We start from the raw sequence: 15274 nt of genomic DNA, 5'->3' as shown, positions 1-15274 counted from the left end.
ACACCGAGGAGTTCCAGGCATGAGCCGCTCCAGCCGCACCGCCTTCACGGCCGTCACCAGCAAGAACGACGACCCCGAACTCACCCACCGCCTCAGCAGAAGAGGCATGCTCGGCGTGGCCGCGGGCGCCACCGCCGCCGCCCTGCTCGGCACCGCCGCCACCCCGGCCACGGCAGCCGAAGCGGGACGGAGCCGCCCCGTCCTGCCGCCCGGCCGGCTGGGCATCCAGCTCTACAGCCTCCGCGACAAGGTCTCCACGCTCGGCTTCGCGCCCGTCTTCGCCGAATTGGCGAAGTACGGTTACGACGAGGTCGAGTTCGCCGGATACACCCAAGGGTCGGCGGGACCCATCACACTCGCCCAGCTCAAGCGACTGGCCCGCGACCACGGCCTGAACCCCATCGGCAGCCACGTCGGCTACTACTCCAGCGACCCGAACGCGTACACCTTCGCGCAGAACCTCAACAAGGTCCTCGACGACGCCCAGGCCCTGGGTCTCAAGCACATCGGCACCGCGTCGAACCCGTTCCGCTACGGCTCGACCGTCGACGCGTGGAAGCGCGCCGCCGAGGAGTTCAACACCTATGGCGCGGCGGCGAGGGCGCGCGGCATGAAGTTCTACCAGCACAACCACTCGGAGGAGTTCTCCTTCGCCACCGACAAGCCGAAGGTCCGCCTCTACGACGTGCTGCTCGCCGAGACAGACCCGAAGCTCGTCTACCTGGAGATGGACATCTACTGGGCCTACGTGGGCCAGTTCCGCTTCTCCAAGAGGGTCGACGGCACACCGGCGCCCTTCGAGCCCCTCGACTACGTACTCAAGCGGCCCAACCGCTACCCGCTCTTCCACGTGAAGGACGGCGTCAGTGACCCGTCGAACCCCTTCGGCTACCAGATGACCGACGTCGGCGACGGCGACATCGACTACCAGCGCTTCATCTCCGGCGTCACGCGCCTGAAGGGCCACCGCCTCGCCCACCACTGGCAGGCCGAACACGACAATCCCACCGAATCGTTCACCTTCGCCCGCCGCTCCAGCGAGCACCTGCACTCCCTGCGCGAGAAGTGCTGACGGCTCCCACAGCGCGCGCCCTCCCTTCGGCAGCCTGGTGTGCCGAAGGGAGGGAGCGCGCTGTGGGCCCCGCCCGTCATCTCAGGCCATCTCCTCACCGGTCGGGTGCGGGTTGGGCTCGATGCGCTGCTTGCGGGGCCGCCCCGGTGGGTGCAGGAACAGGGCCATGAAGCCGGCGAACAACGAGATGGAACCGGCGAGGATGAAGGCGCCCGCGTAGTCCCAGGCGCCCACGACCACGGCGCCCATGCCGGATCCCAGCAGGCCGGACACCAGCTTGGAGCTGTAGACGAGGCCGTAGTTGGAGGCGTTGTTGTTCTCGCCGAAATAGTCCGCGGTCATCGCCGCGAACATCGGGAAGATCGCGCCGCCACCGAATCCGGAGATGCTGGAGAAGACCAGGAACAGCGGCAGGTTGCCGATGTTGCCGGACCAGAGGATGCCGTACTGCGACAGGCCCAGCACGATGCAGACGAAGATGAGGCACTGCTTACGGCCGTACCGGTCGGACAGCCAGCCGATGACGCCGCGCCCGGTGCCGTTCACGATCGCCTTCATGGACATGGCGGTCGCCACGATCCCGCCCGCGAAGCCGACGTCATTGCCGAACGGCACCTGGAAGGCGATACCGAAGATGTTGACGCCCGAGGTGCACAGCAGGCAGAACCACATGAGACCCACTCGGCCCGTCCGCCATGCCTCGATCGGTGTGTACTGCTTCACGGCGGGCGGGTTCTTCTCCAGTGCGCGCCGCGCGCGCGGGTCGTCCGGTTTCCGCAGCGGGTCGACCTCGGCGGGCCACCAGTTCTTCGGCGGATCCTGGAAGAAGTAACCGGCCACGGCGACGACCGCCGCCAGGAAGATGCCGACGGAGACGAGGACCCAGCGGAAGTTCGAGAGATCCATGAAGCCGGTGAAGATGAACACGAAGGGCACCGAGCCGTAGGCGAAGCCGCCGTTGACGAAGCCGGTCTTGCCGCCCTTGCGCTCCGGATACCACTTGCCGACCATGTTCACGCAGGTCGCGTACACCATGCCGGCGCCCATACCGCTGAACATGCCGAAGCCCACGTACGCGACGATCACATGCGGTGCGTAAGCGAGTGACACATAACCCAACAGCGTGCCGATCGCGCCCAGCATCATCGCCCAGCGAGCGGGCAGCTTCCCGCTCTCACGGAGCTTTCCGGCGGGGAAGGCCACAGCCGCCTGGAAGAACACCCACACGCCGAGCATCCAGAAGATGTGCCCGTTGCTCCAGCTGTGTGCCGTGTGCAGAGTCTCCTCGGCGGAGGCGAACGCGTACTCCGCCGAGCTGATGCCCATCATGCCCACCCAGGGCAGGATGACCATCCACTTGCGTTTGCGGCCCATGATGTCGATATCGGATTCACCGATCCGGTACATCCGGCCGTTGGCGTCCGTCACCTCCCTGTAGGGGACGGATGTGGAGATGTCAGTTGTCGCCATGTCGATCGAACCCTTCGCGTGGAAGAAGTCTGGCCAGCGCCCCCTGTCCGTTCTCTTCGCGCCGGGGCCCGCGGCGAGCGGTCACCGCAGGCCCCGTGGGTCGGGCCGTCGCTCAGTTCATCGACCGCCCCCCAACACGCCCGCCCGTCTCCTGCCTCCGCCCTACCGGAGGGCCTTCGGCCCGTAGCTTTTCTGCCGCGCGCGCCCATTGGTACTTCGCACCCAGCACCGCCACCGGCTTCTCCGTCGTGTACGGGTACGCCACGACGCCCCGCTCGAAGAGGTACTGGCACGCCTCCTCGACCTCGACATCGCCCGCGAGCGACGCCACCACCGGCTTCTCGATGCCGCGCTCCCGGAATTCGGCCACCACGCGCGCGGTGAGCTCGGCGAAGACCATGGGAGGGGTCACGATGGTGTGCCAGTAGCCGAGGACGAGCGAGTGGATCCGCGGGTCCTCAAGGCCCAGCCTGATCGTCGCCTCGTACGTCGACGGGGGCTCGCCGCCGGTGATGTCCACCGGGTTGCCGGCGGCTCCGAAGGGCGGGATGAACTTCCTGAAGGCCTCGTCGAGGTCCGGCGGAATCTCCATCAAGGACAGGCCGTTGTCGGTCACCGCGTCGGACAGCAGTACGCCACTGCCGCCGGCGCCCGTGATGATCACGACGTTGTCACCCTGTGGGGCCGGAAGCACCGGCAACGCGCGCGCGTACTCCAGCATGTCGTTCAGGCCGGGGGCCCGGATGACACCGGCCTGCTTCAGGATGTCGTCGTACACGGCGTCGTCGCCCGCGAGAGCGCCCGTGTGGGAGCCCGCGGCCTTGGCACCGGCTGCCGTACGGCCCGCCTTCAGGACGACCACCGGCTTCTTGGGTACGGTCGCCCGCGCCGCCTCCACGAAGGCGCGCCCGTCCTTGAGGTCCTCCAAGTGCATGGCGATGCACTGGGTGTTGGGGTCCTCGCCGAACCACGTCAGCAGGTCGTCCTCGTCCAGGTCCGACTTGTTGCCGAGCCCCACGATCGCCGAAACACCCGTCTTCGTAGTGCGCGCGAAGCCCAGAATGGCCATCCCTATGCCACCGGACTGCGAGGTGAGCGCGACGCCGCCCTTGACGTCGTACGGCGTGCAGAACGTGGCGCACAGGTCCTGCCACGTCGAGTAGTAGCCGTAGATGTTCGGCCCGAGCAGCCGCACGCCACAGCGCTCGCCGATGGCCACGATCTCGTCCTGGAGCTGCTGCTCACCGGTTTCCGCGAACCCGGAGGGGATCAGTACGGCGTTGGGGATCCCCTTGCGGCCCACCTCCTCCAGAGCCGCGGGCACGAACTTGGCGGGGATCGCGAAGACCGCCACATCCACCTCACCGGGAACGTCGGTGACACTCTTGTACGCCTTGCGGCCCAAGATGTCATCGGCCTTGGGGTTCACCGGGTGGATCTCTCCGGAGAAGCCGCCGTCGACGAGGTTGCGCATCACCGAGTTGCCGATCTTGCCCTGCTCGTTGGAGGCACCTATCACGGCGACCGAGGAGGGCTGCATCAGGCGGCGCATGGAGGTGAGGATCTCCTCGCGCGTGTACGTACGACGCGGCTTCGGGACCGAGTCCGCGAGGATCACGCGGATATCCGCCGCGATCGCCCCCTCCGGAGTGGCGATCACCGGATTGAGGTCCACCTCGGCGATCTCCGGGAAGTCCGCGACGAGTTCGGAGACCCGGCGGATCTGCTCGGCGATCGCCCACCGGTCCACGGCCGGCGCGCCGCGCACCCCGTGCAGGACCTCCGCCGATCGGATCGAGTCCAGCATCGACAGCGCTTCGTCGGCGTCCACGGGGGCGAGGCGGAAAGTGACGTCCTTCAGGACCTCCACCAGCACCCCGCCGAGCCCGAAGGCGACGACTTTCCCGAACGTCGGATCGGTCACCGCTCCGACGATGACCTCCTGCCCCTGGGGCAGCAGCTCCTGCACCTGTACGCCCTCGATACGGGCATCGGGTGCGTACGCGCGCGCGTTGTCGACGATTTCGCGGAAGGCGGCCCGTACGTCGGTCGCGCCTTCCACTCCGACGATCACGCCGCCCGCGTCGGTCTTGTGCAGGATGTCCGGGGAGACGATCTTCATCACGACAGGCCCGCCGAACCGCGCCGCGTACGCGACCGCCTCGTCGACGTCCGTCGCCAGCTCCTCGCCGGGGACGGCGATCGCGTACGCGTCCGCGATCACCTTGCCCTCGGGCGCGGTCAGCGCGGTCCGGCCCTCGGCCCGTACGGCGTCGAGGAGCCGACGCACCCTCAGCACCCGGTCTTCGGCCATCAATCAGATCACTCCGTTCGACTTGAGCAGGCGAAGCTCCTCGTCGCCGAGGCCGAGCTCGCCGACGTACACCTCTTCGTTGTGCTCGCCGAGCAGCGGCGAACTGGTCACGTCCACGGGGGAGTCGGAGAGCTTCAGCGGACTGCCCACGGTCACGAACTCGCCCCGTTCGGGGTGCGGCACCTTCACGACCATCTCGTTGGCGACCAGCGACGGATCCTCGATGATCTCCTTGGTCGACAGGATCGGCCCGCATGGGATGTTGTGGGCGTTGAGCCTCTCCAGGACCTCCCACTTGGGGAGCGTGGCCGACCACTCCTCGATCAGCTGGAACATCTTGTTGAGCTGCGGCAGTCGCGCCTCCGGCGTCGCCCATTCGGGGTCGTCCGCCAACTCCGGCCGTCCGATGAGCTCGGTGATCGGCTTCCAGCCGACGGGCTGCACGATGACGTACACGTAGTCGTTGGGCCCGCCCGGCGCGCACTTGACGGCCCAGCCGGGCTGGCCGCCGCCGGACGCGTTGCCGGACCGGGGAACTTCGTCGCCGAAATCGTCGTTTGGATATTCAGCGAGCGGGCCGTGTGCCAGGCGCTGCTGATCGCGCAGCTTCACCCGGCAGAGGTTGAGCACAGCGTGCTGCATGGCCACATTGACCCGCTGACCGCGCCCGGTGTTCTCCCGCTGAAGCAGCGCCGCGAGAATCCCCGCCACGGCGTGGATGCCCGTGCCCGAGTCACCGATCTGGGCCCCCGTCGCAAGCGGCGGCCCGTCCTCGAACCCGGTGGTCGACATCGACCCGCCCATGGCCTGAGCGACGACCTCGTACGCCTTGAAGTTGGTGTACGGGCCGTCCCCGAACCCCTTGATGGAGGCATAGACGATACGCGGATTGATCTCCTGGATACGGTCCCAGGTGAAGCCCATGCGGTCGATCGCGCCCGGTCCGAAGTTCTCGACCATGACATCCGAGCGCCGGATCAGCTCGGTGAGGATCTCCTTGCCGCGCTCGGTCTTGGTGTTGAGGGTGACGCTCCGCTTGTTGCAGTTGAGCATCGTGAAGTAGAGGGAGTCGACGTCCGGGAGGTCACGCAGCTGCTTGCGCGTGATGTCACCGGTCGGCGCCTCCAGCTTGACCACGTCCGCCCCGAGCCAGGCCAGCAACTGGGTTGCGGAGGGGCCGGACTGGACGTGCGTCATGTCGAGGACACGGATGCCTTCGAGAGCCTTGGGCGCGCTGTTCGGTGCTTCGTTCGTCGCGGTGTGCGTCGCGGTGCTGGTCATGGCGGGCACCTCACTTGTACATCGTCTGGTTCATGGTTCCGGGGGCGTACGCGTCCGGGTCGACCCAGACGTTGATCAGCGAGGGCTTGCCCGACTCGCGGGCGCGCCTCAGGGCGGGACCGATGTCGGCGGGGTCGCGGACCTCCTCGCCGTAACCGCCGAGCATCTGGGCGAACTTGTCGTAGTGGACGTCGCCGAGGGTGTTGCCGACGCGCTCGCGTGCCTCGCCGTACTTGGCCTTCTGGCCGTAACGGATCTGGTTCATCGAGGAGTTGTTGCCGACGATCCCGACGAAGGGAAGGTTGTAGCGGACGAGAGTCTCGAAGTCCCATCCGGTGAGCGAGAAGGCACCGTCTCCGAAGAGGGCCACCACTTCCTTGTCGGGCCGCGCCTGCTTGGCCGCGAGCACGAACGGGACGCCGACACCGAGCGTGCCGAGCGGTCCCGGGTCCATCCAGTGCCCGGGTGACTTGGGCTGCACGACCTGACCGGAGAAGGTGACGATGTCGCCGCCGTCGCCGATGTAGACGGAGTCCTCGGTGAGGAAGTCGTTGATCTCGCTGACGAGCCGGTACGGGTGAATGGGCGAGGTGTCGGACTTCAGGCTGGGCAGCCGCTTCTCGATGGCCGTCTGCTCGGCCGCGCGCAGTTCGTCGAGCCACTCCTTGCGCTTGGACGCGCCCCCGTTGAGGCGTCCGGAGGCGGCTTCGGTCACCGACTTCAGGATGAGGCCCGCGTCACCGACGATCCCGAGGTCGATGTCCCGGTTCTTGCCGACGGTCCGGTAGTCGAGGTCGATCTGCACCACCGTCGCGTCCGGCGACAGCCGCTTTCCGTAGCCCATACGGAAGTCGAAGGGCGTGCCGACGATGACGATGACGTCGGCGTTGGAGAAGGCGTACCGGCGGGAGAGCTGGAAGTGGTGCGGGTCCCCGGGCGGCAGGGTGCCGCGTCCCGCGCCGTTCATGTAGGCGGGAACGTTGAGGGCACGTACGAGATCGATGGCGGACTCGGTGCCGCGGGTCGTCCACACCTGGCTGCCCAGCAGGATCGCGGGCTTCTCGGCATGCACGAGGAGGTCGGCGAGCTTCTCGATCGCCTCGGGGTCGCCGGCCGAGCGGGTCGAGGCCCGGTAGTGGCCGGCGGCGGGGACCCGGGCCTTCTCGGCCGGCACCTTGGCGTCGAGCACATCGCGCGGGATCTCCAGGAAGGAGGGCCCGGGCGCGCCGTGGTAGCACTCGCGGAACGCCATGGACACCATGTCGGCGGCGCGTGCGGTGTCCGGCACGGTCGCCGCGAACTTCGTGATCGGCGTCATCATGTCGACGTGCGGCAGGTCCTGAAGGGACCCCATCTTGTGCTGTGTGTGCGCCCCTTGGCCGCCGATCAGCAGCATGGGGGACTCCGCACGGAAGGCGTTGGCGACACCCGTCACGGCGTCGGTCGTGCCGGGACCCGCGGTGACGACCGCGCAGCCGGGCTTGCCGGTGATGCGCGCGTAGCCGTCGGCGGCGTGGGCGGCGACCTGTTCGTGGCGTACGTCGACGACCTCTATGCCTTCGTCGACGCAGCCGTCGTAGATATCGATGATGTGGCCGCCGCACAGGGTGTAAATGACCTCCACACCCTCGGCTTTGAGTGCCTTGGCGACCAAGTGCCCACCGGAGATGAGGTTCTGGCTGTTGTCGTCGGGCATGGCGAAGTCCTGTCCCTTCGTAGGGGATCGGGCACGCGAATGTGCAGTTCGGACACCGTTCGCGCACTGCTCATGGCTGCCGTCGCGGTTGATTGCATACAGTCGACGAATACTGTATGAAGCTTGTTATCCCGCATCCGGTGGGTGGTGTCCAGGGGGCGTGCGGCACTTTTGAGGCAGGAGCCGGAATGGACCTGTACGAACACCAGGCAAGGCAACTCTTCGAGGAACACGGCATCTTGGTGCCGAGGGCCGAGGTCACCGACTCGTCCAAGGAGGCGCGCGAGATCGCCCGCAGGCTGGGCGGGCGCGTCGTCGTCAAGGCGCAGGTGAAGACCGGCGGACGCGGCAAGGCAGGCGGCGTGAAGCTCGCCGCCGACCCGGCCGCCGCCGAACTGACGGCACGCCAGATCCTCGGCATGGACATCAAGGGCCACACCGTCGGCAAGGTGATGCTGGCCCAACCGGTCGACATCGAAAGCGAGTTCTACGTCAGTTACGTACTCGATCGTGCCGCCGGCCGTTTCCTCGCGATCGCCTCGACCGAGGGCGGCATGGAGATCGAGGAAGTGGCCGCGACCAGGCCGGAAGCCGTGGCACGCATCCCCATCGACCCGGCGGAGGGCGTCACCGCGGCGAAGGCGACGCACATCGCCGACACAGCAGGTCTGCCCCCGCAGACCGTCGACGTCCTCGTACGGCTCTGGGAGGTGCTGACCCGCGAGGACGCCGTACTCGTCGAGGTCAACCCTCTCGTGCGTACCACTCGAGGGCAGATCCTCGCGCTCGACGGCAAGGTCACCCTCGACGACAACGCCCGGTTCCGGCAGGCCCGCTGGGGTGAACAGGAGTCGGCGCACGACGACGCGCTCGAGGCGGCGGCAGCCGCGAAGGGCCTGAACTACGTGAAGCTGGATGGCGAGGTCGGCATCATCGGCAACGGCGCCGGCCTCGTCATGTCGACTCTCGACGTGGTCGCCGGCTGTGGTGCCCGCCCCGCCAACTTCCTCGACATAGGCGGTGGGGCCAGTGCACAGATCATGGCCGACGGCCTCTCCGTCATCCTCTCCGACCCGGCCGTCAGATCCGTCTTCGTCAACGTCTTCGGCGGCATCACCGCCTGCGACGCGGTCGCCGACGGCATTGTGCAGGCCCTGGAGGCCGTCCAGTTGACCAAGCCACTGGTCGTACGCCTCGACGGAAACAACGCTGGACGCGGTCGCGCCGTCCTCGACGACCGTGCGCATCCCCTGGTCCAGCAGGCCACCACCATGGACGGCGCCGCGCGCCGCGCCGCCGAACTCGCCAACGCCGGCTGAAGGAGCGGGACATGGCCATCTACCTCACCAAGGAGAGCAAGGTTCTCGTCCAGGGCATGACCGGCGGCGAGGGCATGAAGCACACCCGGCGCATGCTCGCGGCCGGCACCGACGTCGTCGGCGGCGTCAACCCCCGCAAGGCCGGGCAGACCGTCGACTTCGACGACCGGGCCGTACCCGTCTTCGGCTCCGTACGCGAAGGAATCGAGGCGACGGGTGCCGACGTCACCGTCGTCTTCGTCCCACCCGCCTTCACCAAAGCGGCAGTTGTGGAGGCCGCCGACGCGGGCATCGGACTCGCCGTGGTCATCACGGAGGGCATCCCCGTCCACGACTCGGTCGCCTTCACCACGTACGCGAAGACGAAGGGCACCCGGATCATCGGCCCCAACTGTCCGGGCCTGATCACCCCCGGACAGTCCAACGCGGGCATCATCCCCGCCGACATCACCAAGTCCGGCCGCATCGGCCTGGTGTCCAAGTCGGGCACGCTCACCTACCAACTCATGTACGAACTCCGCGACATCGGCTTCTCGACCTGCGTGGGCATCGGCGGCGATCCTGTGGTCGGCACGACTCACATCGACTGCCTGGCGGCTTTCGAAGCGGACCCCGAGACCGAACTCGTCGTGCTGATCGGGGAGATCGGCGGCGACGCCGAGGAGCGAGCGGCCGCGTACATCCGACAGCACGTCACCAAGCCAGTCGTCGGCTATATAGCGGGCTTCACCGCGCCGGAGGGCAAGACGATGGGGCACGCGGGCGCGATCGTGTCCGGTTCGTCCGGCACGGCGCAGGCGAAGAAGGAGGCACTGGAGGCGGCCGGGGTCCGCGTGGGTGGTACGCCGACTGAGACGGCGCAACTGGTGCTCGCCGTACTGGCCGCGGAGGCGTGCCGTCACTCATAGTTGAGCAGAGGTGACTTTCCGAAGTCACGTCACCTCGCACCGTTATGTCCCCCGCCCCCGACTGTGCACCGAGAGCGGAGCAATCGCATGGCATCCACCCTCACCCTCAAATCAGGCACGTCCTGGACCGACGCCTGGCAGCGTTGCCTGGCCGTGGCCCCCGAGGCGTTCCGGGACGACCGTGTCCTCAACTTCTGGAACGCCGCCTGGCAGGCGGACGGCCGGGCCCTGCCCGCCACCAGTCCCGTCGACGGCGCCCCGATCGCCGGGCCGCCCCGCCTCGACGCCGCCACTGCCCGACAGGCCGTACGCGCCTGTCTCGACCAGCACCGCGCCTGGCGCCACGTACCCCTGGACGAACGCCGCGCCCGCGTCGCGGCCACCCTCGACGCCCTCACCCAGCACCGCGAACTCCTCGCCCTCCTCCTGGTGTGGGAGATCGGCAAGCCCTGGCGGCTCGCGCAGGCGGACGTCGACCGGGCCATCGACGGCGTGCGCTGGTACGTCGACGGAATCGAGCCCATGCTCGAGGACCGGACCCCGCTCGACGGGCCCGTGTCCAACATCGCGAGCTGGAACTACCCGATGAGCGTGCTCGTTCACGCACTACTGGTACAGGCATTGGCAGGGAACGCGGTCATCGCCAAGACCCCGACCGACGGTGGCGTCGCGTGTCTCACCCTGGCCTGCGCGCTCGCCGCACGCGAAGGGATTCCCGTCACCCTCGTCAGCGGCAGCGGAGGCGAACTGTCGGAGGCGCTCGTGCGCGCGCCCGAAATCGGCTGCGTCTCCTTCGTCGGCGGCCGCGACACGGGCGCCGCGGTGGCCACGGCCGTCGCCGACCTCGGCAAGCGACACGTACTCGAACAGGAAGGACTCAACACCTGGGGCATCTGGAACTACACGGACTGGGACGCGCTCACGGCGGTCGTTCCGAAGCTCTTCGACTACGGCAAGCAGCGCTGCACGGCGTACCCGCGCTTCGTCGTTCAGCGTTCACTGTTCGACGAGTTCCTCGCCGCGTACCTGCCGGCCGTACGTACCTTGCGGATCGGCCACCCGCTAGCAGTGGAGCAGCCCGACGACCCGTATCCGCAGCTGGACTTCGGGCCGGTGATCAACGCGGCCAAGGCGAAGGAGCTTCACGACCAGGTCGCCGAGGCCATCGACCGGGGCGCCGTCCCGTTGCACCGCGGCAAGCTCACCGACGCGCGCTTCCTGCCCGGCCAGGACACGGCGGCCTACGTCCAGCCCGTCACGCTGCTGAACCCGCCGCCGTCCTCACCGCTGCACCACGCGGAGCCCTTCGGCCCGGTCGACACGATCGTCCTGGTCGACACCGAGGCCGAGCTGCTGGCTGCCATGAACGCGTCGAACGGCGCCCTCGTCGCCACCCTATCGACCGACGACCCGGCCACGTACGAGCGGCTGGCCCCGCAGATCCGGGCGTTCAAGGTCGGCCACGGGAAACCACGCTCCCGCGGCGACCGGGACGAGCTGTTCGGCGGCTTCGGGGCGTCGTGGCACGGCGCCTTTGTGGGCGGCGAGCTGCTCGTGCGCGCCGTCACCCAGGGCCCGGCGGGGGAGAGGCTGCCCGGCAACTTCCCCGACCACCACCTGATGCCCTGAGTCACACCGCGTGACCGTGTGACCGCGTGACGCGTGACCGGGGGAGTTCCGCACGTCGTCGGCCTGCTGCGACTCCTCGGCGCTGTGGCCGCCCGGCTACTCATGGTGCCTCCCCCGGTTTGCCCTCTCGCCCCCTGTGCGGCCCGGATACGCAGGTGAATCGACGTCCCAAAGCTTGGTATTGTTGTCTCTGTCGCCGCGCGGAACACTCCCCGCAAGGCGGCAGACACCTGGTCCGGGTGGCGGAATGGCAGACGCGCTAGCTTGAGGTGCTAGTGCCCTTTATCGGGCGTGGGGGTTCAAGTCCCCCCTCGGACACTCGCTATAACGATACGGAAGCGAGGGCCTCGACCTTACGGTCGCGGTCCTCGTTGCGTGTTCGTAGCTGATGGTGATGCCCAGGGCTTCGTAGAGTGAGCCCTTCTTGTCGGCGTCGACGGCTTGGATGCGCCGTGCGATATCTCCGAGGCTCTCAGCAATCGCCTGGATCTGCTCGGCGGTGAGCTGCGGCTCCATCTTCGGAGTGACGGCGGGTACCGCGTCGAGCTTCCTCTGCAGCGGTAGTAGACGCGGTCGCGGGTGGCGGCGGGCTGCATCTTCCGTCCGCACAGCGCGCACCGAACCTGTCCCCGCAGGGACCGTGCCCCGGTCGGGCCGCGCGCACAAACAGGCGCTCACCGCCGCGTTACCCCTGATCGATGCCAGCGGCCGTCCTGGACCGCCTCGCGGCCCCACTCCCCACCCGGCGGGCAGCGACCGCACGGACGCTGGCCACGGACCGGGACCGGCGACTCCAACGCCTCCTGCGCACTACCCTCCACCACCTCGACGCAGGCGCCGTCAGCCCGCCCGCAGCCGCCCTCCTGGCCGCCGTCGCCCGCGCTTTCCTGCCTTGGCACGCCACCCCGAACCCACCGGGCGCAGCGGCGGCCCCGAGATACGGGACCCCGGCGGGGACGGCAGACGGCCTGGCCGTGCCACCGACAGCGGCTGGCGAAGCCCTGCTCCCCGATTTGATCGCACTGTTCGCCGTGTTGGCCTCGACCAGCGTGCCCGGGACCGTCCCGCTCACGCCCCCGGTCGAGCCCTGGCAGGTCCGCTACGCGGGCCACTTCCGTCGCTATGGCAGACCCGCTTTCGGGGTGTGGACGGCCGAGACCGTCGCCTGTCCGGCGTGCGGGGGTAAGGCCGGCCCGTGGGCGGTGACCTGCGACTGGCGCCTGATCTCGCTGGGCTGCCCGTGCGGGGTGGTGACCCGCGAGCATGGCCTCGCCTTCTCCGAAGTCTGGCTTCTTCTACCGGACATGTGACCGGGCGTGGTGGCCGACCGCCCGCACAACGACGCTCAGTCACAGCCAGCAGGTTGGAAAGGGCTCAGTGGGGGGCCACGGAGCGGAGGGAGGCCGCGGGTCGATCGCGACCACCCGCACCCGGCGGCGCCATTGGATGGCCCTCGACCCGCTGCCCGAAGCGGGTGGACCACCGACCTGACCTCATTACCGGCCGCGGCGCGGCTCGTGGGCCCCTGACGTTCGTCCAGGAGACGGACCGAGCTCATCGGGACCAGTTTCTGTTATGACACCCCCGGCCAGAGGTCTCCGCTTGTACCGGACGAAAATGCGGGGAGCGGAAAGGGATGGTCAGGCGTGGCGGCAATGGGAGAGCACGAGTACGCGGTGGTCGAGGCGGCGCAGCGTGGCGCCCTCTGGGCGCAGGACGAGTTGGTCGGTGCGTATCTGCCGCTGGTGTACAACATCGTGGGGCGGGCGCTGAACGGGCATGCCGACGTCGATGACGTCGTGCAGGAGACCATGATCCGCGCCCTGCGCGCCCTCGGCTCGCTGCATCACCCGGGCAGCTTCCGGTCGTGGCTGGTGGCCATCACGATGAACCAGATCCGCACGTACCAATACAGGCAGCAGGCGGCACCGGCGGGCTCGGGACTGCAGGACGCCTACGACGTGGCCGACCCTGGTGCGGACTTCGTGGACCTGACGATCGTGCGCCTCGGTCTGGAAGGCCAGCGGCGCGAGGTGGTGCAGGCCACTCGCTGGCTGGATGACGATGACCGGATGCTGCTGTCGCTGTGGTGGCTGGAGGCCGTCGGCGAGCTGAGCCGGGCGGAGGTGTCCGCGGCGCTTGAGGTGTCGCAGCAGCACACGGCCGTGCGGGTGCAGCGGATGAAGGCTCAGTTGGAGACCGCCCGTCTGGTGGTACGCGCGCTGTCCGCGACGCCGTCGTGTGCTCGCCTCGACCAGCTGATCGGGAACTGGGACGGCCGCCCGTCCCCGCTGTGGCGCAAGCGCATCGCCCGGCACGCACGCGACTGTGTCCTGTGCTCGGGTCACCAGGCAGAGCTGGTCCCGGCCGAGGGGCTGTTGGTGGGCCTGGGGCTGGTGCCGGTGGCTGCCGCGCTGACGGGTCTTGCCGGGTTGACCGCCTTCCAGGACGCCGAAACCGCGGCGGAGGCGACACCCTTCGGTATGCCGGAGTACCCGGACCGCGGTCATCCCACTGCCACGGCAGATCACGACTACGCAAGCGCCCACCCGGAATCCGGCACGACAGCCGAACCGGGGGATCCCACGGCCGGACTCGCGCCGGTGCGCGCCGCACACCCTCGGGGTCGGCACGGCCACCGTCAACGGAGGCGAATACCGCAGCGAGGCCGCATCACCGGCGTAGCCGTCGCGGTTGCCCTGTTGATAACGGGAGGCACCGTCGCGACCTTGACGCTGCAGTCGGATGGGGAGGATGACACGGTCCGGTCTGCCGCCGACACGCAGTCGGAGACGCCCCTGGCATCCCCCTCCGCTTCACCGGCCCCCTCGGCACCTCCGTCCCCGTCACGCAGCAAGTCCCCCTCACCCAAGCCCAGCACCAAGTCCCCGAAACCCACGCCGACACCGTCGCGCACGAAGCCAGCACCGGCGACGCTCGAGCCCCGTCCGTCCGCCACCCTCCCTGCCGCCCCCGCGGACACCCCGGCCGCTCAGGTCCTGGCCCTCGTCAACACGGAGCGGGAGAAGGCCGGTTGCCAGCCCGTGAAGCGCGATGACCGCCTCGCACGTGCCGCTCAACTGCACAGCGAGGACATGTCGACCAACCAGTATTTCGACCACACCAGTCTGGACGGCCGCAGTTTCGTCGATCGGGCCGCCGCCCAAGGGCATCCGTCGCCCGGAGCCGAGAACATCGCTCGGGGACAGAGCACCCCAGAGGCCGTGATGGACTCGTGGATGAACTCTCAAGGCCACCGGGAGAACATTCTCAACTGTTCTCTGGCCACCATGGGCCTGGGCGTTGTCGACGACGACTGGACCTGGACTCAGGTATTCGGCTTTTAGCAGGCCGATCCCGGAACGGTACGGATGCGGCTTCCTTCAGACCCCGAGGAGCCGTTGTGATGACGAGCCGGCTGGTGTTGCACCGTCACCCGCTGGCCGGCATCCCCTGGAGGGGGAGCGGCTGCGTCCGCCCTGGGGGTAATTACTGAGGTCTTCGGATTGTTGTCGGTCGGTGGGTGAGCGTGAGTCCGGTGCCGGTGAGGCAGCCATCGATCAGGTCGGGGCGGAACTGAATGTG

General features: G+C 68.5%; 11 protein-coding genes, 1 tRNA gene and 1 pseudogene. 7 read left to right on the top strand and 6 right to left on the bottom strand.

What is annotated here, in order from left to right:
• The first annotated feature begins 19 nt into the window (after positions 1 to 19).
• A complete protein-coding gene (locus ACFYO0_RS26030; protein WP_388680427.1) occupies positions 20 to 1072 on the top strand; it encodes a sugar phosphate isomerase/epimerase family protein in 1053 nt (350 codons plus the stop codon).
• An 81-nt stretch (positions 1073 to 1153) separates the two neighbouring features.
• On the opposite strand, the gene ACFYO0_RS26025 is transcribed toward ACFYO0_RS26030, so the two are convergent.
• The 4 genes from ACFYO0_RS26025 to ACFYO0_RS26010 all read right to left on the bottom strand — a co-directional run bounded on the left by ACFYO0_RS26025 (position 1154) and on the right by ACFYO0_RS26010 (position 7833).
• Positions 1154 to 2542, bottom strand: a complete 1389-nt coding sequence (locus tag ACFYO0_RS26025; protein WP_388680424.1) for an OFA family MFS transporter — start codon at positions 2540 to 2542, stop codon at positions 1154 to 1156.
• A gap of 112 nt (positions 2543 to 2654) precedes the next feature.
• Positions 2655 to 4856, bottom strand: a complete 2202-nt coding sequence (locus ACFYO0_RS26020; RefSeq protein ID WP_388680421.1) for an acetate--CoA ligase family protein — start codon at positions 4854 to 4856, stop codon at positions 2655 to 2657.
• A gap of 3 nt (positions 4857 to 4859) precedes the next feature.
• The gene (gene frc / locus ACFYO0_RS26015; protein WP_388680418.1) at positions 4860 to 6137 is read right to left on the bottom strand and encodes a formyl-CoA transferase; all 1278 of its coding nucleotides are present in this window, start codon (positions 6135 to 6137) and stop codon (positions 4860 to 4862) included.
• A 10-nt stretch (positions 6138 to 6147) separates the two neighbouring features.
• The gene (locus ACFYO0_RS26010; protein ID WP_388680415.1) at positions 6148 to 7833 is read right to left on the bottom strand and encodes a thiamine pyrophosphate-binding protein; all 1686 of its coding nucleotides are present in this window, start codon (positions 7831 to 7833) and stop codon (positions 6148 to 6150) included.
• 188 nt (positions 7834 to 8021) lie between these two features.
• Between ACFYO0_RS26010 and sucC the strand changes: the two genes are divergently transcribed.
• The 4 genes from sucC (at position 8022) to ACFYO0_RS25990 (ending at position 12007) form a co-directional block, all read left to right on the top strand.
• Positions 8022 to 9152: an ADP-forming succinate--CoA ligase subunit beta gene (gene sucC / locus ACFYO0_RS26005; protein WP_388680412.1), complete on the top strand. Its 1131-nt coding sequence runs from the start codon at positions 8022 to 8024 to the stop codon at positions 9150 to 9152.
• Between the two features lie 11 nt (positions 9153 to 9163).
• Positions 9164 to 10060, top strand: a complete 897-nt coding sequence (gene sucD / locus ACFYO0_RS26000) for a succinate--CoA ligase subunit alpha (protein ID WP_388680409.1) — start codon at positions 9164 to 9166, stop codon at positions 10058 to 10060.
• Positions 10061 to 10147: 87 nt separating this feature from the next.
• Positions 10148 to 11689, top strand: a complete 1542-nt coding sequence (locus tag ACFYO0_RS25995; protein WP_388680406.1) for an aldehyde dehydrogenase family protein — start codon at positions 10148 to 10150, stop codon at positions 11687 to 11689.
• Positions 11690 to 11922: 233 nt separating this feature from the next.
• Positions 11923 to 12007 (top strand) — tRNA-Leu (locus ACFYO0_RS25990).
• On the opposite strand, the gene ACFYO0_RS25985 is transcribed toward ACFYO0_RS25990, so the two are convergent.
• Both ACFYO0_RS25985 and ACFYO0_RS25980 read right to left on the bottom strand, forming a co-directional pair.
• Positions 11972 to 12205, bottom strand: coding sequence for a hypothetical protein (locus ACFYO0_RS25985; protein WP_388680403.1), 234 nt, complete (start codon positions 12203 to 12205; stop codon positions 11972 to 11974). The two genes, ACFYO0_RS25990 and ACFYO0_RS25985, sit on opposite strands and share 36 nt — an antisense overlap.
• Positions 12206 to 12240: 35 nt before the next feature.
• Positions 12241 to 12324: pseudogene (locus ACFYO0_RS25980) on the bottom strand (hypothetical protein); the annotation flags it as partial.
• 63 nt (positions 12325 to 12387) lie between these two features.
• On the opposite strand from ACFYO0_RS25980, the gene ACFYO0_RS25975 reads away from it, so the two are divergent.
• Positions 12388 to 12999, top strand: coding sequence for a hypothetical protein (locus ACFYO0_RS25975; RefSeq protein WP_388680400.1), 612 nt, complete (start codon positions 12388 to 12390; stop codon positions 12997 to 12999).
• Positions 13000 to 13344: 345 nt separating this feature from the next.
• Positions 13345 to 15036 carry a sigma-70 family RNA polymerase sigma factor gene (locus tag ACFYO0_RS25970; RefSeq protein ID WP_388680990.1) on the top strand — a complete coding sequence of 564 codons (1692 nt, stop codon included), beginning with the start codon at positions 13345 to 13347 and terminating at the stop codon, positions 15034 to 15036.
• Positions 15037 to 15274 lie beyond the last annotated feature (238 nt).

Source organism: Streptomyces sp. NPDC006365, assembly GCF_042870755.1.
GTDB lineage: Bacteria > Actinomycetota > Actinomycetes > Streptomycetales > Streptomycetaceae > Streptomyces > Streptomyces xiangluensis.
Note: the sequence above shows the minus strand (reverse complement) of the source record. Positions and strands in the feature narration are given on the sequence as shown.

What these genes read in the sequence shown, in the direction of transcription:
- ACFYO0_RS26030 (WP_388680427.1), top strand. Translation starts at nt 20, where the DNA reads ATGAGCCGCTCCAGCCGCACCGCCTTCACGGCCGTCACCAGCAAGAAC.
- ACFYO0_RS26025 (WP_388680424.1), bottom strand. Translation starts at nt 2,542, where the DNA reads ATGGCGACAACTGACATCTCCACATCCGTCCCCTACAGGGAGGTGACG.
- ACFYO0_RS26020 (WP_388680421.1), bottom strand. Translation starts at nt 4,856, where the DNA reads ATGGCCGAAGACCGGGTGCTGAGGGTGCGTCGGCTCCTCGACGCCGTA.
- frc (WP_388680418.1), bottom strand. Translation starts at nt 6,137, where the DNA reads ATGACCAGCACCGCGACGCACACCGCGACGAACGAAGCACCGAACAGC.
- ACFYO0_RS26010 (WP_388680415.1), bottom strand. Translation starts at nt 7,833, where the DNA reads ATGCCCGACGACAACAGCCAGAACCTCATCTCCGGTGGGCACTTGGTC.
- sucC (WP_388680412.1), top strand. Translation starts at nt 8,022, where the DNA reads ATGGACCTGTACGAACACCAGGCAAGGCAACTCTTCGAGGAACACGGC.
- sucD (WP_388680409.1), top strand. Translation starts at nt 9,164, where the DNA reads ATGGCCATCTACCTCACCAAGGAGAGCAAGGTTCTCGTCCAGGGCATG.
- ACFYO0_RS25995 (WP_388680406.1), top strand. Translation starts at nt 10,148, where the DNA reads ATGGCATCCACCCTCACCCTCAAATCAGGCACGTCCTGGACCGACGCC.
- ACFYO0_RS25985 (WP_388680403.1), bottom strand. Translation starts at nt 12,205, where the DNA reads ATGGAGCCGCAGCTCACCGCCGAGCAGATCCAGGCGATTGCTGAGAGC.
- ACFYO0_RS25975 (WP_388680400.1), top strand. Translation starts at nt 12,388, where the DNA reads ATGCCAGCGGCCGTCCTGGACCGCCTCGCGGCCCCACTCCCCACCCGG.
- ACFYO0_RS25970 (WP_388680990.1), top strand. Translation starts at nt 13,345, where the DNA reads ATGGGAGAGCACGAGTACGCGGTGGTCGAGGCGGCGCAGCGTGGCGCC.